This window comes from Vibrio sp. Y10_XG_PY6, from assembly GCF_024181795.1.
Taxonomy (GTDB): Bacteria; Pseudomonadota; Gammaproteobacteria; order Enterobacterales; family Vibrionaceae; genus Vibrio; species Vibrio diabolicus.
The window spans coordinates 637,753-657,640 of sequence record NZ_JAMZAQ010000001.1; the positions used below are offsets into that span (position 1 = coordinate 637,753).

General features: G+C 44.5%; 19 protein-coding genes. 11 read left to right on the forward strand and 8 right to left on the reverse strand.

Annotated features, from left to right (window positions below):
• Positions 1–110: 110 nt before the first annotated feature.
• The 7 genes from NL644_RS02870 to NL644_RS02900 all read left to right on the forward strand — a co-directional run bounded on the left by NL644_RS02870 (position 111) and on the right by NL644_RS02900 (position 8,186).
• The gene (locus tag NL644_RS02870) at positions 111–857 is read left to right on the forward strand and encodes an outer membrane lipoprotein-sorting protein (protein WP_046873698.1); all 747 of its coding nucleotides are present in this window, start codon (positions 111–113) and stop codon (positions 855–857) included.
• 35 nt (positions 858–892) lie between these two features.
• Positions 893–2,122, forward strand: coding sequence for an FtsX-like permease family protein (locus NL644_RS02875; RefSeq protein WP_005391149.1), 1,230 nt, complete (start codon positions 893–895; stop codon positions 2,120–2,122).
• Complete coding sequence (locus NL644_RS02880; protein WP_253657960.1) at positions 2,112–3,347, forward strand: FtsX-like permease family protein; 1,236 nt, start codon at positions 2,112–2,114, stop codon at positions 3,345–3,347. The genes NL644_RS02875 and NL644_RS02880 overlap by 11 nt, the downstream gene beginning before the upstream one ends.
• Positions 3,347–4,063, forward strand: coding sequence for an ABC transporter ATP-binding protein (locus tag NL644_RS02885; RefSeq protein WP_005391145.1), 717 nt, complete (start codon positions 3,347–3,349; stop codon positions 4,061–4,063). The genes NL644_RS02880 and NL644_RS02885 overlap by 1 nt, the downstream gene beginning before the upstream one ends.
• A complete protein-coding gene (locus NL644_RS02890) occupies positions 4,053–5,261 on the forward strand; it encodes a hypothetical protein (protein WP_248380096.1) in 1,209 nt (402 codons plus the stop codon). The genes NL644_RS02885 and NL644_RS02890 overlap by 11 nt, the downstream gene beginning before the upstream one ends.
• A gap of 144 nt (positions 5,262–5,405) precedes the next feature.
• Positions 5,406–7,406, forward strand: coding sequence for a methyl-accepting chemotaxis protein (locus tag NL644_RS02895; protein WP_253657961.1), 2,001 nt, complete (start codon positions 5,406–5,408; stop codon positions 7,404–7,406).
• 300 nt (positions 7,407–7,706) lie between these two features.
• Positions 7,707–8,186 carry a Dps family protein gene (locus NL644_RS02900; protein ID WP_006742047.1) on the forward strand — a complete coding sequence of 160 codons (480 nt, stop codon included), beginning with the start codon at positions 7,707–7,709 and terminating at the stop codon, positions 8,184–8,186.
• Positions 8,187–8,285: 99 nt separating this feature from the next.
• Here NL644_RS02900 and NL644_RS02905 read toward each other — a convergent pair whose 3' ends face one another.
• From NL644_RS02905 to NL644_RS02925, 5 genes are all read right to left on the reverse strand, one after another.
• A complete protein-coding gene (locus tag NL644_RS02905; protein WP_253657962.1) occupies positions 8,286–8,906 on the reverse strand; it encodes an HAD family hydrolase in 621 nt (206 codons plus the stop codon).
• A 142-nt stretch (positions 8,907–9,048) separates the two neighbouring features.
• The gene (locus tag NL644_RS02910; protein WP_253657963.1) at positions 9,049–10,125 is read right to left on the reverse strand and encodes a PQQ-dependent sugar dehydrogenase; all 1,077 of its coding nucleotides are present in this window, start codon (positions 10,123–10,125) and stop codon (positions 9,049–9,051) included.
• A 138-nt stretch (positions 10,126–10,263) separates the two neighbouring features.
• Positions 10,264–11,412, reverse strand: coding sequence for an L-threonine dehydrogenase (yiaY, locus tag NL644_RS02915; protein WP_253657964.1), 1,149 nt, complete (start codon positions 11,410–11,412; stop codon positions 10,264–10,266).
• A 332-nt stretch (positions 11,413–11,744) separates the two neighbouring features.
• Positions 11,745–12,395: an isoprenoid biosynthesis glyoxalase ElbB gene (gene elbB / locus NL644_RS02920; RefSeq protein ID WP_104972772.1), complete on the reverse strand. Its 651-nt coding sequence runs from the start codon at positions 12,393–12,395 to the stop codon at positions 11,745–11,747.
• Positions 12,396–12,407: 12 nt separating this feature from the next.
• Positions 12,408–12,557, reverse strand: a complete 150-nt coding sequence (locus NL644_RS02925) for a hypothetical protein (RefSeq protein ID WP_006742043.1) — start codon at positions 12,555–12,557, stop codon at positions 12,408–12,410.
• 120 nt (positions 12,558–12,677) lie between these two features.
• On the opposite strand from NL644_RS02925, the gene yddG reads away from it, so the two are divergent.
• A complete protein-coding gene (gene yddG / locus NL644_RS02930) occupies positions 12,678–13,580 on the forward strand; it encodes an aromatic amino acid DMT transporter YddG (RefSeq protein ID WP_253657965.1) in 903 nt (300 codons plus the stop codon).
• 89 nt (positions 13,581–13,669) lie between these two features.
• Here the strand turns inward: yddG and NL644_RS02935 are convergent, their stop codons facing one another.
• On the reverse strand, positions 13,670–14,566 hold the full coding sequence (locus NL644_RS02935) for a cation diffusion facilitator family transporter (RefSeq protein ID WP_005391129.1): 897 nt from the start codon (positions 14,564–14,566) through the stop codon (positions 13,670–13,672).
• A gap of 176 nt (positions 14,567–14,742) precedes the next feature.
• Positions 14,743–15,621, reverse strand: a complete 879-nt coding sequence (locus NL644_RS02940; protein WP_054867567.1) for a LysR family transcriptional regulator — start codon at positions 15,619–15,621, stop codon at positions 14,743–14,745.
• Positions 15,622–15,792: 171 nt separating this feature from the next.
• Between NL644_RS02940 and NL644_RS02945 the strand changes: the two genes are divergently transcribed.
• Entirely contained in the window at positions 15,793–16,368 is a 576-nt protein-coding gene (locus NL644_RS02945; RefSeq protein WP_006742039.1) for a class I SAM-dependent methyltransferase, read from the forward strand.
• Positions 16,369–16,523: 155 nt separating this feature from the next.
• On the opposite strand, the gene NL644_RS02950 is transcribed toward NL644_RS02945, so the two are convergent.
• Positions 16,524–18,497, reverse strand: coding sequence for an acetoacetate--CoA ligase (locus NL644_RS02950; RefSeq protein ID WP_114322901.1), 1,974 nt, complete (start codon positions 18,495–18,497; stop codon positions 16,524–16,526).
• 222 nt (positions 18,498–18,719) lie between these two features.
• Between NL644_RS02950 and phhA the strand changes: the two genes are divergently transcribed.
• Positions 18,720–19,514, forward strand: a complete 795-nt coding sequence (phhA, locus tag NL644_RS02955; RefSeq protein WP_005391119.1) for a phenylalanine 4-monooxygenase — start codon at positions 18,720–18,722, stop codon at positions 19,512–19,514.
• Positions 19,504–19,842 (forward strand): 4a-hydroxytetrahydrobiopterin dehydratase, encoded by a 339-nt coding sequence (locus NL644_RS02960; RefSeq protein WP_114322902.1) that lies wholly within the window; start codon positions 19,504–19,506, stop codon positions 19,840–19,842. Before phhA ends, NL644_RS02960 begins: the two co-directional genes overlap by 11 nt.
• The last annotated feature ends 46 nt before the right edge of the window (positions 19,843–19,888 follow it).

Below are 19,888 nucleotides of genomic sequence, written 5' to 3' on the forward strand. Positions count from 1 at the left end.
GAGTCACCAATCGCTATTTCTAAATCCTCACTTGCTATACTCAATTGAATTTAAAATTATTATACCCGTTTCGATTCAAATTCTAGGTCGCGTCGGTACAAAGGGAAGGTATGTATAAAACGTTTTGTGTTCTCGCTTGTGTACTTCTCTCTTCTTTTTCTTACGCTGAGAGCGCTTTCGATATAGTCCAAAAGTCTGATCAAGCGATGCGCGGAAAATCCAGTTATAGCGAAGCCACCATGAAAATTGTTCGCCCTGACTGGTCACGTTCAATGACCATGAAGAGTTGGACGAAAGGTACGGAATTATCTTTGGTCTTGGTGACTGCTCCGGCGAAAGATAAAGGTAGCGCCTCGTTAAAACGTCATAGAGAAATGTGGAATTGGGTGCCGAGTATAGAGCGAGTGATTAAAATTGCGCCATCCATGCTCAGTCAGTCTTGGATGGGATCAGACTTCACGAATGATGATTTAATTAACCAATCTTCTATTGTTGTCGATTATCAACATCAACTGCTTCAAAGTGAAACCTTTGATGGCGACAAAGTTTGGGTAGTTGATGCACTTGCCAAGCCTGACGCCCCAGTGGTTTGGAGCAAAGTCAGACTGTGGATTTCTCAAACGAGCTTGTTACAGCGCAAAGTCGAGTTTTACGATGAATTTGATGAACTGGTAAATGTTTTGACGACTTACGATGTGAAAACGTTGGGTGGGCGAGACGTTGCGACTCGCATGGAGATGCAGCCGATAGATAAACCAGGAAATAAAACGGTTTTGATTACGCACGAAGCGCAATTTGATTTTGATATCGATGATGACTTTTTCTCCCAGCAGCAAATGAAGGCTCTGCGAGATTAGGGTGGATTTTGGTTTAGATAAGAGGTGAGAATCGGATGCTCATCAAGCTCGCATGGCGAAATCTATGGCGGCAAAAACGGCGGACATTGTTAACCGCTTCTGCGTTAGCTCTTGTTCTGTTTCTCTCCTTACTGACTCGAGCGTTCCAAGAAGGAAGTTACTCCTCAAATATTAAAAACGCTGCGAAGTTCTATACGGGATTAATTCAGCTACAACATCCCGATTTTGGGGACTCCTCTAGCATTGATGATGTCCTTCCTCAAACGCCTGCGTTCATTGCATCTGCCAAAAATAATCCTGATATCGACATCGTTCTGCCGAGAATTGAGTCATTTGCGCTTGCCGCCAAAGACGAACGATCCAAAGGCGTGATGGTGCTCGGCGTTGAGCCTGACGCTGAAGATAGCTACTCCAGCATTAGTGACAAAATCGTACAAGGGCGCTTTATTGCATCTGGACAAAACTCGGTGCTTGTTGGTGAGGGCTTGGCAAACTACCTTCATTTGAACGTTGGTGATGAACTGGTGTTGTATGGTTCGGGTTATCGTGGTCAAACGGCGGCTGGACTGTATCAGGTGTCCGGTATTTTGCACTTTCCTCTGCAGCAGTTAGATTCTCAGTTGGTCTACATGCCTCTTGATACCGCACAAGCGTTGTATTCGCTTGATAACCAAGTCACCGCATGGGTCCTTAACACTCAAAGTTTACGCGTGTTGCCTGACATTGTTAAACAACTAAAGCGCCACTACGGGAATGGCGTCGCAGTAAAAAGCTGGCAGGAGCTGTCGCCAGAACTTTCTCAACAGATAGCCTTGGACAAAGCGGGTGGGATCTTTTTGATCTATATCTTGTACGGCATTGTTGGTTTTGGCCTGTTTGCCACGATTTTGATGATGACGTTAGAGCGCCAGCGTGAATTTGCGGTGATGCTCGCGACGGGTATGTTGCGCAGCAAGCTTATGGGGCTCGTCGCCATTGAATCGATGTTTATCTCCGTTATTGGTCTTGTGCTCGGTGTCTTGATCAGCGCGCCTGTGCTTGCGTATTTCTATATCAATCCGATTGAGATTACTGGCGATGCTGCACAAGTGATGCTGGAGAGTGGCTTTGAACCAATCGTACCTGTTTCGCTAGACCCTTATTTGTTAATGGATCAAATTCTTGTCGTTCTCGTTATTTTATCGTTATGTCTGATGTATCCGATGGCTAGACTTCTTCGCTTGCCCATTGCTAGTGGGCTAAAAGGAGGCGCGCATGTTGATTAAATTGGCGTGGCGTAATTTATGGCGGAACAAGCTCAGAACTTCCATTATGCTGGGAGCGATGGTGTTCGGCTTAATGGGCGTTGTTGCCATGATTGGATTCATGAACGGTTTGGTCGACAGCATGATCAAAAACTCGATTGCGTGGCAAACCAGTCATCTACAAGTGCATCAGAAATCCTACCTTAATAATCCTGACCTTAGTGACACAATAGCGAATTATCAAACGATAACGGCCGCTTTGGCTGCACATCAAGATGTTAAAGCGGTATCGGCGCGATTTCTTGCTGATGGCATGATTGCTTCTGCGCGTAGTACGAGAGGCGTTCGGATCAATGGCATCAATATTGAACAAGAGCAAAGTATCACACCGCTTACAAGCCATGTGATAGACGGAGAATGGTTAAACGAAGTGGGAAGAAACCCCATTCTTGTTTCGCAAAAAACCGCAAATCGGTTGAAGCTGCGTGTTGGATCGAAAGTGGTTTTAACATTATCTGACATCAAGGGTGATGTATCTGGCGCAGCTTTTCGCGTTCGAGGTATTTTTAAAACGCCATCCACCACGTTTGATGACGGTAATGTCTACGTCCGTAAAGTCGATCTCGAAACAATCGCAGGCTTGTCGGGTGCGCATGAAATTGGCGTTTTGTTGAACTCCAACGAGACTAAACAGCTAGAAAGTGCAGAGGCATTTACGTTATCAATATTGCCACAAGCCAACCGTGAACAATTGGTCGTGAGAAAATGGCAAGAAATACAGCCTTTACTCGCAACAATGATGAGCTCAATGGATATCTCTAACCAAATTATGTTGGTCGTTTTCGTACTTGCCATGACTCTCGGAATCATCAACATCATGCTGATGTCAGTTTTTGAAAGAACGAGAGAGTTTGGGGTGTTAATGGCGGTTGGCATGCAGCAGCATAAAATTCGCACACTGATTATTTTGGAAACGCTATTCCTTGGTTTGAGTGGTTGCGCGTTAGGGTTATTAGGAAGCGCAGTCATGCTGAAAATACTGAGTATTACTGGCTTATCGCTTGGCGCACTTGCTGATGGATTAGGTGCTTATGGCGTCGATACCTTGCTTTATCCAAGAGTGTCGTTTTATGAATATCAATTGATTATTGTGGCTATTTTTGTCGCGAGCTTATTTGCGGCTTTGTATCCAGCAAGGCAAATTCTCAAGCATCGACCTGCGGATGCCATGGCGGAGAAAACGTAATGACGATTAAATTGGAAGGCTTATCCAAGACGTACAACCCAAAGAGTGACTTCCCGGTACATGCGGTTCAGAGCGTAGATTTGGAGATCAAGCAAGGTGAGTTTGTCGCTATTATGGGACCTTCTGGTTCAGGGAAAACGACGCTACTAAACATGTTGGGCGGGATCGATTCGCCTACATCAGGACGCGTGGAAATTGATGGATGCTTAATCTCTGATATGTCAGAAAAAGAGTTGATCGCTTATCGGCGCGATAACATTGGCTTTATCTTCCAAGATTATAGCCTGCTCCCCGTACTGACAGCTCTTGAAAACGTCGAGTTTGTTATGCAATTGCAAGGGAAAACAGAAAGGGAATGTCGTGAACGCGCCAGCGCGCTACTGCAACAGGTTGGATTATCACAGCAGATGCATAAACGTCCGAGTAAAATGTCTGGAGGCCAACAACAGAGAGTTGCGGTTGCAAGAGCATTGGCACCAAAACCAAGGTTTGTAATGGCAGATGAGCCTACCGCCAACTTAGACGCAAAAAGTACAGCCGAGCTGCTTGATATAATGGAACAACTCAGCGAAAAAGAAGGCACGACATTTATCTTTTCTACCCATGATCCTAGAGTTATTAAGCGCGCGCATCGAATCATAGTATTTGAGGACGGGCGTTTGGCACGAGATTTTGCCAACATTGATAACACCATAGAGAAGAGCCATGCGTGGTAGAGTAGAAGGCGTAAGCTTACTATCCAAGTTATTGCGGCTTTTTTTTGCGTTAAGTCCTGCGGTAATTTGCATTAAAACTAATGCCAGCATACCGGGTTTGGAGCCTGAAAAAGCATGGGATATCAATGGCTATGTGAAATACATGGCGACCTATAGTATGCCTGACGAGCAGGGTAATACCCTTGACCATCTACTCCATAACCGGATTAACGTTGAATATCGCTTTTCTCCTGAATGGCGAATAAATCTTGGTATCAGGAATAGAGCATTGTGGGGCGATGCGCTTGAGATTCCTCAATATGCGGAACTCGTGGCGCTTGATAATGGGTATTTTGATCTAAGCAAAAACTGGCGAGAAGATAATGTAATCCTCAATACCCAACTGGATCGACTCTACGTCTCTTGGAGTGACCAAGATTGGGGGGCAAGGTTAGGGCGGTTCCGGGTCAACTGGTCAATGAACACCATTTGGAACCCAAACGACATCTACAACGCCTATTCTATTTACGACTTTGATTACGAAGAGCGGGCGGGCACCGACGCTGTCATGGTGAGTAAAAAACTTGGGTTTGCCGATGGGTTAGATCTCGTTTTCTCTCCGTCAAAGCAGTCTAAAGAAAACAGCACGTCACTACGATATTTCTCCAACGTTTCTGGTTGGGACTATCAAATCATTGCCGGTCGATCTCGGCAAGACTATGTTCTTGGAGCAGGGTTTGCGACTGATATCTATCAAGCCGGGTTTCGAGGCGAGTTAAGCTGGTTTGATCCTATTGATACAAAGCATCAAGGTCAGCCTACTGAGGATACGACAGTCGCTAGTTTGGAATCAGACTACAGTTTTGGTGGTGTGCGTAACTGGATGGTGAGAGGTGCTTGGTTGTTTATTTCTGAACCAAAGCCAGCGAGCAGCGCATTAACTTACCTAAACCTCCCTCTCTCTGCGAAAACCTTGAGCTTCACGGAGCATACTGTTTATGCCGATGCTAGCTTCGACTTAACGGCGCTCAACCGCGTCACCTTATCGGCTAGTTACTATGATGATGGCTCTTACTTTGCTGGATTATCCAGCAGCTATTCACTCAGTAATAATTGGCAACTGCTAACTGTAGTTCAACATTTTAACGGTACGGACGGCAGCTTATTTGGAGAAACACCTGCAACTTTGGTGTTTGCTAATATCCGGTATAGTTACTAGAGACGCCTTTCATTTAGCTGCTATCCCTAAATAATGCAATCAATCACAAATAATGCCTTGTTCTGAAGTTGTTTTTGATACAAGCATTTAACATTTTTGTAAACATCGTTATATTTAAGGCTCATCGTTGTCAGGAGTTTATGGATGAACCTTACGATATCAGGGAAGTTGCAGCTCAGTTTTGTGCTGCTAGCCGTACTTTTTATGGCATCAGCGGTATTCACGTATCGCAACGTCACCACCGTAGAGCAATACGCCTCTTCGCTACTTAAATCCGATTTACCGACCGTCGACACCAGTCGCGGTATCCAACAGTCCGTTCAAGCGTCGTTGTCTTCTATTCGAGCCTACATGTTGCTAGGTGGCGATGAAGAGGCGAGCGCACGTTTGAGTGAGGACGTACGCAATATCATGGCGTCAACAGACGAGTCGCTTCCAAGGTTGCAGGCTTTGATCTCTGAACAGGATTTTCAAGCGATTCAAAGTCAGTGGGATGCGGTAAAAGTCTCTCTAAACAAGTTGATTGAGCTCAGTCACAGTGATGAGAACTTACCCGCGCATAACCTCTTTATTAACGAAGCGGCACCCATTGCAGAAGTAGCACTTGATCAGCTTCAAAGCTTAATCAACGAAGAGTCAGGAAATCCATTTGGTGGAGACAGAAAGCGTTTGTTTAAAGTCTACGCCGACAGTTATACCTCGCTCGCAAATGCACTGTCTGCACTGCGAGATTTCCTGTTGTACGGGCAACAAGATCATCTAGACAAATACCACGACTTGATTAAGTACCACAATCAGTCTGTGGCGGAAATCGACAGTAAACTCGACAGACTGACTGATAACGACCAATCATTGTGGTCACTGTTTAAAGAAATGCAGCAACTGTACTTTCCTTTAGCAGAGCAGGTAATTGCATTGCGTCAATCGCCAGAGTGGAACGAATCAAACTTGCTGATGGCGAACGAACTGTTGCCAGCAGCGGATGCCCTAGACCAAAGCTTAGAAACGATCGTATTGGCTCAACAAAGTCGTGCTGATCAAAGCGGACAGGGCATTAATCAGTCGATCAAGAGCGTACTCACCACCATGCTGATTGCGGCGGCATTGGTTTTGTTTGCCGCAGTAGCGATTTCAAAATACATGGGCAACACCATTGGTCGCCGATTGAAAAACTTATCGGAGCGAGCCAAGACGATCGCTTCAGGGGACGTTTCTCAGCCTCCGCTCACCGTTGTTGGGAAAGATGAATTGGCAGACCTTACCGATTCGATTAACCGCATGAACCAATCGTTAGCGAGCATCGTGGCAGGGGTGAGTGAGAAAGCGCACCAAGTGGATACCAGTATGGGGGCTTTGTTGGAATCGGCGCAAGTCACCTCATCGAATGTAGAACAGCAACAAACCAGCATTGTTGAAATGGGAAGCCAATTGGATGAAATCGCTTTAGCCGCGCGTAACACCCTAGATCAAGCCAATCAATCGGTGCAGAAGCTTTCTGATTCAAAAGGCGAGATTGAACAAGGTCGCGATGCGCTAGAGCAAAACAAAGTCACGATGGAAAGCTTACATGGCAGCATTGAAACCGCGAGTACGCAAGTGACGCAGTTAAGCAAAGAGAGCGAAGCCATTGGCCGAGTGACGGAAGTAATTGAAGGCTTGGCAGAGCAAACTAACTTACTGGCATTGAATGCCGCGATAGAAGCAGCGCGTGCGGGTGATCAAGGGCGAGGCTTTGCGGTTGTGGCGGACGAAGTACGTATGTTAGCGACTCGCACTACTCAGTCGACGACAGAAATCAACGGCATCATTAATGCGATTCAACGCTCGACTAATTCGGTAGTTGAGGAAATTGAACACAGCCAATCACTTGCGGAGCAGGGCGCGGAGCACATTGAAAAAGCGGTAACTCGTTTGCTTGTTACTACTGAACAAATTGGTTCATTGAATGAACAAATGGCAGAGCTTGCGGCAGCGGCAGAGCAGCAATCTCATGCGACCAGCTCGATCACTGGATTGATGTCCGGTATTACTCAATCAGTGGATGAGGTTTCGAATAACAGCCAACGTGCATCAGAGACGTCATTGCAAGTAAAAGAGCAAGTTACTGAGCTGAATCAACAGATGGCAACTTTCAAAACGGCGTAGATAAGGTTTACATTTGTTCATCGACTTTTGAACGTTAACCAAATAGTAAAAAAGCCCCAATCCTTTTTACACAAAAAGGGTTGGGGCTTTTTGTTGGATGATACGCCGATATTCGTCTACTTGCTCATTGGATTTAGCTATTTAAATCATAGCTAAAACCAAATTTTCTTCACCGAGGTGGAATCGTAATATGACTCCATCGGCAGCAAATACTGCAAAAGAATTTTTAAACTTTATACCAATCCCGGTAAGAGAATCGTTCGTTACTACGATTGGTATCATCCTTCTAGGAGCAAGATTATGAACAAACAAGTAAGCCTAATTGGTCTAGACAGCGAACAATCAGCACAACTAGCTCAACAGCTAAATCAACTGCTAGCACATTACCAAGTGTTGTACATGAACTCACGCGGTTACCACTGGAACATCAAAGGTGCGCAATTCTTCGAACTGCACGTAAAATTTGAAGAGATCTACACTGATCTGCAAACAAAAATCGATGAGCTTGCAGAGCGTATTCTAACTTTGGGTCATACGCCAGCGCACGCATTCAGCAACTACTTGGAAGCAAGTGAAATTAAAGAACATCAAAACGCGACTTCTGGTGAGGAGTGTATACAAGGTCTGGTTCAAGGCTTTAGCGTTCTACTTCTAAAACAGCGTGAGATTCTACAAAACGCGGGTGAAGCAGGCGACGAAGGTACCGCGGCATTGATGGGTGACTACATCCGTGAGCAAGAAAAATTAATGTGGATGCTTAACGCTTACCTACAAGGCTAAGCGACGCATCACCCGAGCACTCACTTGGGGGCGCATAAATAAATCGGGAATAAGTCAAAGGAGCACGCGAGTGCTCCTTTTGTTTATGAAAGTGCCTAGTTAGTCGTGAATGTGCTTAAAAGACTGAAAATGTTCGAGTAAATCGGTCAGTTCTGTTACAGCAAGAGAGGCGGAGTCGTGGAATTGTGCAGTCGTATCGTGGTGAACAAGGCAGGATGGCATTTGGGCGTTGTATGCGGCTTGTAGGTCATAAAGGAAATCGCCCACATAAAGTACTTCATCTGGCATTAATCGCCACTCTTTGGCTAGGACTTGGAGTGATAAAGGATCAGGTTTTGCTGGATAGCATTCACGAGTGAGGACATGTTCAACATTGATTCGGTTATGTTCTAACTTACGCTGCGTAGCGATCAAACAGTTGCGCGTTACTATCGCGGTTTTAACTTTATGCTGATGTAAGTATGCCAAAAGCTCGTGGCAACCCAGCATCGGAGATGATTGCTCTGCATCAGAAATTTCATGATCAAAGATGACATTATGGGCATGCTCTCTCTGATGTGGATGGTCAAGCTTATCAACAAAATCCAATAAATCTTCGTTTTGTGGACAGCCTAGTTGCTGACGAAGATCTTTAAAGTTCATATCGGAGCTGACGAGCGTATTGTCTAAGTCGAAAATAACGGCTTTGACTCTTTCAAGTTTTAATGGAAAAGGAACCATGATGACCTCGTACGACTTAAACCAAGCTATCTTTCTAAAAACAAAAGGTTATTGTTAATTTTAGATTCAAAAGTGTTACTTGTACGAAAATAAATCACTGATACGTCACAAATTAAATAGTCTCAATGATGTTGGTGTTTGATTACTTCTCTTCAAGACGGAAAATTTTGCCTGTATCTGTTGAAAAATAGACATAGCCATCCGGACTGATGGTGATATCTCTTACTCGCTCGCCGAGGTCTTCCATTAATCGTGCTGATTCTTTTAGTTTGCCATTTTGAATGGATACCACGTTGATGTGCGCCAGCTTCAAGGCACCGGCGAGGATTTTTCCATCCAACTCTGGGTACTTATCACCACGATACACCACCATATTGCTTGGCGCGATAGACGGAATATAAACCAACTTTGGGTCTTCCATATTCGGTAAGCTTTTCGCTTCTCCAACGTCTAACGGTCCCCAATACTCTTTACCCTGAGAGACTTTTGCCCAGCCGTAGTTTGCACCTTTCCTAATCAGGTTGATTTCATCACCACCACGAGGGCCATGTTCAATCGACCAAAGCTGTTTTGTTGCTTCGTCGTAAAACATGCCTTGTGGGTTACGGTGCCCGTAACTCCATATTTCAGGGCGAGCCTCAGAAGTCTTGAATGGATTATCTTGTGGTACCGAGCCATCAAGGTTGAGGCGAAGGATAGTGCCTGCATGGGTTTGAGTGTCTTGCCCATTATCACGTTCGCCACGGTCCCCAATTGAGAAGTAAACCTTGTCATCGACAAACGCAATACGGCTGCCGTAATGACGACTGGTGTCCGTGATGGCGTCGGCGACAAAGACGTCTTTCCAATCCACAAGTTGATTGTTTTTCAATTGTGCGGTCGCTAAGGCCACAGTATTTCCTTTATCGGTACGTTTGCTGTAAGTAAAGAAAAGTTGTGGATTTTGTGGAGCGGTATTCGGCACTAGAGCTACATCTAATAAACCAGCTTGCCCACTGGTGTTCACATTCGGTACTTTGAAGAGGGTTTGCTGTTTTCCCGAAGCAATATTAAGTAATGAAACGGTGCCGTTTTTTTCATTCACGATCATTTGTTGCTTATCGAGAAATTCAATTCCCCATGGGATTTGAAACCCATTGGCAACCTCATTGGCACGATATTCCGCAGCATCAATAGAAAAAGCTAGGCAAGCGAGTAGGGTCGCAGTGATAGTTCTCATGGTTCCTTCCAATATGAATCCAAGATACTTAAAAACTAACACTAAAAGAGGACGTTTGGCAGGGTATGCGAACATAAAAAATCCCCAATACGAGATCGGGGATTGAATTAAGACTAGAGAATTGTTTACTTAGCGAGCCTACATCGCTTCTTCGAAGATCTTAGAGATCTCTTCGTGCGTTGCTTGTTTCGGGTTAGTGAAACCACAAGCGTCTTTTAGCGCGTTGTCCGCTAAGGTTGGGATGTCTTCTAGCTTCGCACCAAGCTCTTTAATGCCTGATGGGATGCCGACATCTTTAGCGAGCTCAACGATAGCATCAATGGCCGCCGCAGCACCTTGCTCTGCTGACATACCTTCAACATCAACACCCATTGCTTTAGCAACGTCACGTAAACGCTCTGGACATACTTGCGCATTGTAACGTTGTACGTGAGGTAGAAGAATCGCGTTACATACACCGTGTGGCAGGTCGTAGAAGCCGCCTAGTTGGTGCGCCATTGCGTGAACGTAACCAAGAGATGCGTTGTTGAATGCCATACCTGCCATGAACTGTGCGTATGCCATTTGCTCGCGAGCTTCAAGGTTTTCACCGTTTTTCACTGCTGTGCGAAGGTGATCTTGAATCAGTTCAATTGCTTTGATTGCTACCGCGTCAGTGATTGGTGTCGCAGCGATAGATACGTAAGCTTCAATCGCGTGTGTTAGCGCATCCATACCTGTTGCGGCAGTAAGAGACGCAGGTTTAGCAAGCATCAATTCAGGATCATTCACTGACATCAATGGTGTTGTGTGTTTGTCCACAATCGCCATCTTAATGTGGCGCTCTTCATCTGTGATGATGCAGAAACGCGTCATTTCAGAAGCAGTACCAGCCGTTGTGTTGATTGATACGAGAGGCAGCATTGGTTTTGCTGATTGGTCAACGCCTTCGTAATCGCCGATCTTGCCGCCGTTTGACGCCACTAAAGCGATACCTTTTGCACAATCGTGCGGTGAGCCGCCTCCGAGTGAGATAACGAAGTCACATTCGTTTTCTTTTAGTAAAGCTAAGCCATCATTAACGTTGGTGATAGTAGGGTTTGGTTGAGTGCCATCGTACACAACGGTTGCTACGTCGCGTTCAGTGAGAAGGTCTTGAACTTGTTTGACTACACCGATTTGGTTAAGGATCTTATCCGTAACGATCAAACCTTTTTTAAAGCCTTGAGATTGGATGCTGTCTGCTGCGTCTTTTAAACAACCAGCGCCCATTAGGTTTACCGTAGGGATAAAAAATGCACTTGTCATATTGGATAGCTCCGTCGTTATTTTTAATAATCTTTCTTAATTTGCCATTTACTGTCGCACACTCGTTTCCAGATTGAAGTTGATCTGAAGCAAGTTTACCTATTTAGAGGTATTTGCAAGAGAAAAACTGTGACAGTGATCTTGTTGCACAGCATGTAGGTGCAACACAGATATAAAGTAGAACAAATATGAAACCAGTGACGCAATCGATTGGCAAAAATTGATATCTAATACGGATATATCTCTAAATTAGACTAAAGTATAAAAATCCCCATTAATAACTTAACTATCAATGGGGATGGGAGGTAGGTTTATAAGTTATCTATCAATAATTAGGCAATTTCAATCAGCTTTGATACTAACTTTTCGATACCTGATGCCGCTTGAGAGATATTCTCTGCCAACATATAAGCTGGGGTTGATAGAACGAGGTGTGTTTCATCAAAAACGATATCCTCGACAGAGCAAGTGATGTGTTCACCGCCCATTTGATTAAATGCTATCGAGATCGCTTCATCGTTGCCTACGGTGCCTTTCACGCCATGCTCATAAATCATCGGAATAATGACAGGAGAAATACACAGATAACCTGCTGGCTTTTTCGCATGAGCGAATGCGCGACATGCTTGAGCTACGTGTGTATTAATCGAGCACTCAGCCCCTGATACTGCGAAGTCAGTGAGATTTTTAGCGGCACCAAAACCGCCAGGTAAGAGTAGGGCATCAAACTCATCTGGATTCAATCTTGCAACATCATCAATATTGCCACGTGCAAGGCGTGCAGATTCCACCAACACATTTCGTGTTTCGTCCATCTCTTCGCCAGTTAGATGATTAATCACGTGTAATTGATCGATGTTAGGAGCAAAGCAATGCCATGATGCGCCTTCTTTTTCAATGGCATGGAGTGCTAATACGGCTTCATGCAGTTCTGTGCCATCGTAAACACCTGAACCACTGAAGATAACTGCGACTTTTTTCATTTGAGAATTCCTTTAGTCTGAGGTTTCCGTTTGTTGCTCTGTTTCTTTTAGATGCTGAGTGCTCGAATCAGTTTCGGCGATTTCGCTATCGTCGTCTTCTTCATCATAGTAGCGCACAACAAAAGGTGTAAGCATAACACTCGAGGGCAGAAAATGTTTCATATCGACTCCAACTGCGTAATGGAGTGATTTTTATACTGATTTTTATAAAACAGTACGTTGAACCTGATCATTTTTGAGTTAAGCTGATGTTTCCTTTGGCATTCGTGAGTGGTAGGTCACATGAAATCAGTGCAATTTCGTTTCACACTTTATGGTTGTATTGCCATCCTCTCTTGGAGTTGCTTACTTGGCATTGCCAGGTTGGTTACCGAGAGCCTAGGTCCCGTGGGCGGGGCGGCCATGTTGTACTCTCTCAGTTCTATTTTCCTTCTTATCGTAGTTGGCATTCCGAAGTTATCGTACTTTTCTCCAAAGTATCTCATGCTTGGTGGCGCGATGTTCGTTTGCTATGAAATATTTCTCGCTTTATCTCTGGGATATTCCAACTCGCGTGCGCAGGCTATTGAAGTGTCGATTGTCAATTACCTTTGGCCAGCACTCACCGTTTTGTTTGCGGTTTTAGGCAGTAACAAAAAAACAAACTTGCTGCTTTATCCAGCGGTTGCGCTGGCGTTTATCGGAGTCGCGTGGACGGTGAGTGGTGAGAATGGCTTATCCGTTACTCAGATTATGTCCAATGTCAGTAGTAACCCTTTGGTGTACTTTATGGCTTTCGCAGGAGCAGTTATATGGGCCTTTTATTGTAATTTAACCCAGAGGCAGCAATCCAAGCATAACGCGATTACGTTGTTTTTCATTGCTACTGCTGTTTCGTTATGGGTGAAATATGCGTTTGCTGATGAGCCAGAGATGACTTTTTCATTGGAAGCAATGGGCTACCTTTTTGCTTCTGCGGCGTTGATGGCTGGTGGTTATGGTTTGTGGAACATCGCGATTGTTGGCGGAAACATGGTCTTTCTTGCGACACTTTCTTACTTTACACCCATTTTCTCTGCGCTATTTTCTTCCATTATTCTTGGTGTGACGTTGAGCCCGAGCTTTTGGCAGGGGGTTGTGATGGTTACGGTGGGCTCTTTGCTTTGTTGGGTAGTCACCAAGGAGAAGCGTGAAGCAGCAGGTTAAACCAAAATTATCTGATTTTGTTTTTGCGCTGTATGCTCAAATGACAGAAAGAAAAAGCTCCCTCGGTCGGGAGCTTTTTCTTTCGTGTTCTAACAGTTTGCGACGTTTAAATGGAGTTGCAGTTTGAATCTGTGCTTCGACAGACGTTTCGTTAACTGAGTGCGAGTTTGTTCCAACTTATCTAATGCGATGGTGTCGTCATCGACGTGCAAATCGATGTTAATACGAAGCTCTTGGCCCACTTTAGTGATACCTGCTAACTTCAGCTGGTGGTCAGATGTTTTTTCTATCTCTAGTACATCATTGCCAACGACCTGACATAGCTCTTTGCTTGGTGTCATCATTAGTAGCTCACGTAGTGCACCAACCAACATATCAAAAGGAACTTTCAGAAAGTAGAAGCCCATTAGCACCATCATCATAGGATCGGCATAAACCGCATATTCAGCGAATGGCGTTAGTGATACAACCCAAGCAGCAACAAATCCTACCGTCACCGCTACACTTAATAGCGTATCCATCTGCCACTGTTTTTTCTCTGCTTCAATCAAGCCTGATGAGAAGCGACGGCTGCGTTTAGCCATAAACCACCAAGCGTAACCACAACCGATGACGTTTACGATGCCGAATAGAGTGGCAATAGAAGCATCGACTTCACGGCCTCCGGACATCAATGCTGAAATTGCAGAGTAAAGAGAAAAGCTTACAACCACTAAAATAACAGCCGCTTTTATCGCAATAACGATTGGCTCTAAGACCGCTTTTCCAAATGGGAATACAGATTTTGAGGGCTTGTTAATATAGTAGGAAGCGGCCAGTGACAATAAAGTTAACAGTAAGCTGACCAAAGAGTAAACACCGTCAAAAACGATGACAATTGATCCTACAAGCAAGCCAAGTACCATACCACCAGCAGCGAACCCAGATGCTAAAAGGGCTGAAATGGTTAGAATACGGTTTTCGTTTTTGCTTGTCCTGTCACACATAAAAGATGCCTTTAAATTTTAATACCTTACTATTCTTCTCGCATAAGGTAATTTAGGCAACCACTAAGTGAGCAGGTTCTAATCTAAAAAGTTGCGTTTTTGTTTATGTTCTTATAAAACAATAACTTGCCGCATGATCTCGGTGCCAATAAAATTGGCGCTCACTGATAAAATGTTTAGAAGTCAAATAAATACTCGCTCAATTTATCCGCTAACCATGTCATTGCTGGGTGCTCAGTTTGACCGTTAGGTGAAAACATACAGTAGTCTTCTTGTGTCAATCCGTATGTATGCTTGATAACGGCGAGCTTTTGCTGGCGAAGGTAATGGCGGATTAATGGTTCTGGCAGTACACCCCAAGCGTCTTCTTCTAAGATGGTGTTGAGCATGTAGTCAAAACTCGAAAAGCCAATGTATCGAGTCGAGAAAGGCTGCAGTTCAGGGTTATCTTTCTCATTTAGGTACACCATCAACGCTTGCATCTGACTGCGTAGATCTTCGTCTGAGACTCGGCGCATCTTACTTAGGCGATGTTCTGCACTGCATACTGACATCATACGTATCTTGCCTAGCGGGTTATACACGATACGAGGATCGTCGACGCGCTCATAATCAACACCAAAGGCAAAATCCACTTGGTGGGTACTGACTAAGTTGGCCAAGTCGCCACTGGATGCCAGGATTAAGTTGAAGGTAGTGGAAGGGAAGCGGTTATTCAATGTATGAGAAAGCTCTTGCCAGAGATCATCAGGTAAGGAGTCGTCACGTGCTACCCAAACTTCCGCGTTAAAACCTTCAGAGATTTGAGCACAGGTTTTTCTTATCCGCTGTGCGATGATAAGTAGGTGTTCGCAATCTTTGTAAATGGCTTTCCCAGCTTCAGAGAGGGTGAGCTGGTTGCCAGTTCGGGCAAACAACTCAACGTTGAGATCTTTCTCTAAAGCCTTAATCGACATACTGAGTTTGGTGCGATTACAATCGAGTTGCCTTGCTGCTTCAGAAACAGAACCACACTCAGCGATGGTGCAGAAGGTTTCTACTTGAGTTAAGTTCATGATTTGACACAACCAATAAATGAATTCAAATAATTTGGGTATTATGCAGATGTGCTCCCAAAGCCGTGAAAGATTATCGAAAAAAACGCGAATCCGCCAGATAAGTCTATGGTCTTTTAACGGTTTTGCGGTAATCTATGTGGGTTACAAAAAGTGAACATGGAGGCCACGATGGCACAAGATTGGGACGGCTTAGCAAAAAACTGGGAATCAAATCCAGCAACAGAGCAATTTGCGCAGTCGGTGTTTGAGCAGTTACAACAGCTAACTCAGCTTGATGGCATTAAAGTACTAGATTTTGGATGCGGAACAGGGCAGTTAAGTCAACGATTGTCACCGATGGTTAAAGACATCGTAGCATTAGACGCATCGGAAGCCATGATTGAAGAACTCGATAAAAAAGAGCTTGCCAATGTAGAACCTGTCGTAGATGCATTGTCTCGCGGCTTGGTCGCTCAGCATCCAGCGTTTCGTGGACAGTTTGACCTAGTAGTTGCATCGTCAGTTTTAGCGTTTGTGGAAGACTTAGATGCGTCATTAAAAATCTCGCATTCTTTACTTAACCACGGCGGTTACTTTGTTCATTTTGATTGGATTGCAGAATCTGAACAAGACGGTTTTACCCTTGCGAAGTCTAAACGTGCTTTGAAAGATGCAGGTTTTACTGAGGTTGAATCGCAACACGTTTTTGACATTACATCTGACGGTAAAACGATGTCGGTATTAATGGGGCTTGGTCGCCGTTAAGACTTAATAAAGAACACCACATGATAAAAGCGAGCTACCTAGCTCGCTTTTTTCTTATCGGTTGAGGGTATGTACCCAAGTTAATCTGACTTGTTCTTCAACCTGTCGCTGCGGGTGTAAGCAAAGTGGCTCTCTAACAACCAAGTGTTCTGAGGTTATTTTTGGGCGACTATCCTGCGGATCTCCTCCAACACTTCAGGATTGGCTATTGCGCCTAAATTTTCTACGCTCCGATTGTTAACGACTTGCTTAACGGCTAACTCAACCAATTTTCCCGAACGGGTCTTAGGTATATCGCTTATTGCGTAAATTGCACTAGGTACATGTCTTGGAGAACATGCAGATTTTAGTTGTGCTTTGATAGAGGCGATCATCTCGTCGTTGAGCTCTATCCCTTTCATTAATTGGACAAATAGCCATATTTGTTCGTTGCGATCGACTTCTTTTCCTACTGCGATGGAATCTAGAATACCGTCTATACTGTTCACTTGCTGATAGATTTCGGCCGTGCCGATTCTTACGCCACCGGGATTCAACGTGGTATCACTTCGACCATAAAACACGTATCCACCAACGCTGGTTTGTTCAACATCGTCGCCGTGGTGCCAAATATTGTCGAACTTATCCCAATAAGCACGATGGTATCTCTCCCCGGTGTCGTTCCAAAAGCCAGCGGGGAAGTTGGGCAATGAATTGGCACAAACCAACTCACCGCGCTCTCCAATTACGCTATTACCTTGTGGGTTAAAGACTCTGACATCGACCCCTAATCCCGCTGATTGGCACTCTCCTCGATAAACGGGAGAAATAGGGTTGCCTAACACAAAGCAGCCACAAATGTCTGTCCCGCCTGAGATCGATGCGAGGTGGACATCTTCTTTAATGTGCTGATAGACATAATCAAACTGTTCTGGATACAGAACTGAGCCCGTTGAGCAAATGGTTTTCAGACTTGGAAATGCATCACTTTTCGGCGGAGAAAAAGAAACTTTTTCCAATGCCTCTAGGTATTTCGCCGAAGTTCCAAACAGCGTCACTTCGGCTTGTTCAGCGAGGTCCCAAAGCACGTTATGAGCGGGATAAACAGGGCTACCATCAAAAATTACTAAACATGCGCCGCTCGCGAGTGAAGAAATGTGCCAGTTCCACATCATCCAGCCGCAGGTCGTGTAATAAAACACTCTGTCGTTAGGTTGGATGTCGCAATGCAGTTGGTGCTCTTTCAAATGGTTAAGCACTGTTCCGCCGACGGAATGAACGATGCATTTCGGTTTGCCTGTCGTGCCTGAAGAATAGAGCACAAATAGCGGATCGTTAAAATTAACACGAGTAAAAGTCAGCGCTTCGGGTGTGTATTGATTCAGGACGTTTTGCCAATCTTGAGTGCAGACGTCGCATTCAAAAATGTGTGGTTTAAGGTAGCTAATTTGGCAAACCTGTTTAAGACCATCAAGATGATCCGCAATATGCTGGTTTTTCTCAGACATATCGAAAGTTTTGCCATTGAATGTATAGCCATCACAAGTAAACAGGATTTTAGGTTTCACTTGACCAAAGCGCTCCAAAACGCTTTCAACGCCAAAATCAGGTGAGGTAGAAGTCCAGGTTGCCCCTAAACTGGTGGTTGCTAACATGGCTATCACCGTTTGAGGTAGGTGAGGTAAATAACCAGCGACGACATCACCTTGCTTGATTCCACATTCTTTCAACCATTGCTGGACACTCGAAACTTCTTCACACAATTGTTTCCATGTGTAGGTTTGCTTTTCTTCACGTTCATTTTCAAACCAAATCGCGAGATCATCGGGTTGGTGGCACGCGTAGGTTAGCAAGTTTTCTGCGTAGTTAATTTGTGCGTTTGGGAACCATTTCATGTCCCTATTTTCGACGGGTTGCTGCCAGCGACTTTCTGCTTGCTCCTTTACAGTCTCTCCTTGAGTACCAATGACGTCGCAGAATAACCAGACTTCTTGCCAAAATTTTTCCACATGATCGAGCGACCATTGATGCAGATCGGCGAAGTTTTCAATGGTATTTCCTTGTCGATTAATGTGTTCAATAAACTGTGTGATGTTGGCTTCTTCGATACGACTTTCGCTCGGTTGCCATACTTTGCTGCTCTCGCGCATAGGTCCCTCTATAACAAAGTGGTAACAGATTTTAGTTTGAGAGGAATACACGATAAAGTCAAACAAGCTAGATATTATATCGTGTCATAAAAATCATGCAGTTACGACGTATTGTAAACAATATGTTACATCGGATTGATACTGAGAAAATCGTGTAGGGATTGGAAGCTTTCAAGACTGAAGATAGGCTTAATGTAAAGGATTTGTTAATGGAGATGTGCCATGACTCAGTATCGTTCTAAACCCGTAAACCAGGAAGGCAGGGTTGAATGGAGCCGTGAAGAAGACGCCATTTGGCGAGATTTGGTAACACGACAAATGGGTGTGATCCAAAACAGAGCTTGTAAGGCTTATTTACACGGTTTAACGCTGCTTGATTTACCTCAAGACCGCGTTCCTCAATTGCCAGAAATTAATCGTGTCCTGATGGAGACAACAGGTTGGCAAGTGGAGCCCGTTCCTGCGCTTATTGACTTCGACCGTTTTTTTAATCTGCTCGGTAATAAGCGCTTTCCCGTCGCCACATTCTTGCGTACCAGAGAAGAGTTCGATTACTTGCAAGAGCCGGATTTCTTCCATGAAATATTTGGTCATTGTGCGATGTTAACCAACCCAGATTTTGCTGCATTTACCGAACATTATGGTCAACTAGGGCAAGCCGCTACACCAAAACAAAGAGCGTATCTCGCTCGTCTCTACTGGTTTACCGTAGAGTTTGGCTTGGTGAAAGAAGGGGACAAAACCAAAATTTACGGTGGTGGTATTCTCTCATCTCCTGGCGAAACCCTCTACGCATTAGAGAGTGATGTAGCAATTCGCGACCCATTTGAATTACAAACTGTGCTGAGAACGCCTTATCGTATCGACATCATGCAACCGAAGTACTACGTGATTGATGACTTTTCTCAGCTCTTTAAAATCAGTCAGTTAAATTTATTGAAACAAGCCGATCTAGCGATTGAAGCTGGACTGCTTCCTCCACTTTTTGAACCAAAGGAACCTGCTCATGTTGAATGAACAAAAATGCGAAGCTTGTAGTATCGATGCCATTGCACTAAGCAAAGAAGAACTACAATCTCTGTTGCTGCAATTGTCTGATTGGCAGATCATTGAAAGAGAAGACATACCTCAACTAGAAAAGGTGTATAAATTTAAGAACTTCAAACAAGCATGGGCTTTCAGTAACAAAATCGCGGAACTGGCAGAAGATGAGTTCCACCATCCTTCTATTTTGTTGGAGTGGGGTAAGGTCACCGTAACTTGGTGGAGTCACTCGATCAAAGGTCTGCATAAGAACGATTTTATCTGCGCATCAAAATGTGACGCGCTAGCATCGGCAGAGTAGGACATTACCTCATACAAAAAACGCCCGGCTTACGTCGGGCGTTTTG

Excerpts from the sequence above, each read along its gene's own strand:
- NL644_RS02935 (WP_005391129.1), bottom strand. The coding sequence starts at position 14,566 with ATGTGTGACAGGACAAGCAAAAACGAAAACCGTATTCTAACCATTTCA.
- NL644_RS02875 (WP_005391149.1), top strand. The coding sequence starts at position 893 with ATGCTCATCAAGCTCGCATGGCGAAATCTATGGCGGCAAAAACGGCGG.
- NL644_RS02945 (WP_006742039.1), top strand. The coding sequence starts at position 15,793 with ATGGCACAAGATTGGGACGGCTTAGCAAAAAACTGGGAATCAAATCCA.
- NL644_RS02960 (WP_114322902.1), top strand. The coding sequence starts at position 19,504 with ATGTTGAATGAACAAAAATGCGAAGCTTGTAGTATCGATGCCATTGCA.
- NL644_RS02885 (WP_005391145.1), top strand. The coding sequence starts at position 3,347 with ATGACGATTAAATTGGAAGGCTTATCCAAGACGTACAACCCAAAGAGT.
- NL644_RS02910 (WP_253657963.1), bottom strand. The coding sequence starts at position 10,125 with ATGAGAACTATCACTGCGACCCTACTCGCTTGCCTAGCTTTTTCTATT.
- elbB (WP_104972772.1), bottom strand. The coding sequence starts at position 12,395 with ATGAAAAAAGTCGCAGTTATCTTCAGTGGTTCAGGTGTTTACGATGGC.
- phhA (WP_005391119.1), top strand. The coding sequence starts at position 18,720 with ATGACTCAGTATCGTTCTAAACCCGTAAACCAGGAAGGCAGGGTTGAA.
- NL644_RS02905 (WP_253657962.1), bottom strand. The coding sequence starts at position 8,906 with ATGGTTCCTTTTCCATTAAAACTTGAAAGAGTCAAAGCCGTTATTTTC.
- yiaY (WP_253657964.1), bottom strand. The coding sequence starts at position 11,412 with ATGACAAGTGCATTTTTTATCCCTACGGTAAACCTAATGGGCGCTGGT.
- NL644_RS02890 (WP_248380096.1), top strand. The coding sequence starts at position 4,053 with ATGCGTGGTAGAGTAGAAGGCGTAAGCTTACTATCCAAGTTATTGCGG.
- NL644_RS02925 (WP_006742043.1), bottom strand. The coding sequence starts at position 12,557 with ATGAAACATTTTCTGCCCTCGAGTGTTATGCTTACACCTTTTGTTGTG.
- NL644_RS02870 (WP_046873698.1), top strand. The coding sequence starts at position 111 with ATGTATAAAACGTTTTGTGTTCTCGCTTGTGTACTTCTCTCTTCTTTT.
- NL644_RS02895 (WP_253657961.1), top strand. The coding sequence starts at position 5,406 with ATGAACCTTACGATATCAGGGAAGTTGCAGCTCAGTTTTGTGCTGCTA.
- NL644_RS02880 (WP_253657960.1), top strand. The coding sequence starts at position 2,112 with ATGTTGATTAAATTGGCGTGGCGTAATTTATGGCGGAACAAGCTCAGA.
- NL644_RS02940 (WP_054867567.1), bottom strand. The coding sequence starts at position 15,621 with ATGAACTTAACTCAAGTAGAAACCTTCTGCACCATCGCTGAGTGTGGT.
- yddG (WP_253657965.1), top strand. The coding sequence starts at position 12,678 with ATGAAATCAGTGCAATTTCGTTTCACACTTTATGGTTGTATTGCCATC.
- NL644_RS02950 (WP_114322901.1), bottom strand. The coding sequence starts at position 18,497 with ATGCGCGAGAGCAGCAAAGTATGGCAACCGAGCGAAAGTCGTATCGAA.
- NL644_RS02900 (WP_006742047.1), top strand. The coding sequence starts at position 7,707 with ATGAACAAACAAGTAAGCCTAATTGGTCTAGACAGCGAACAATCAGCA.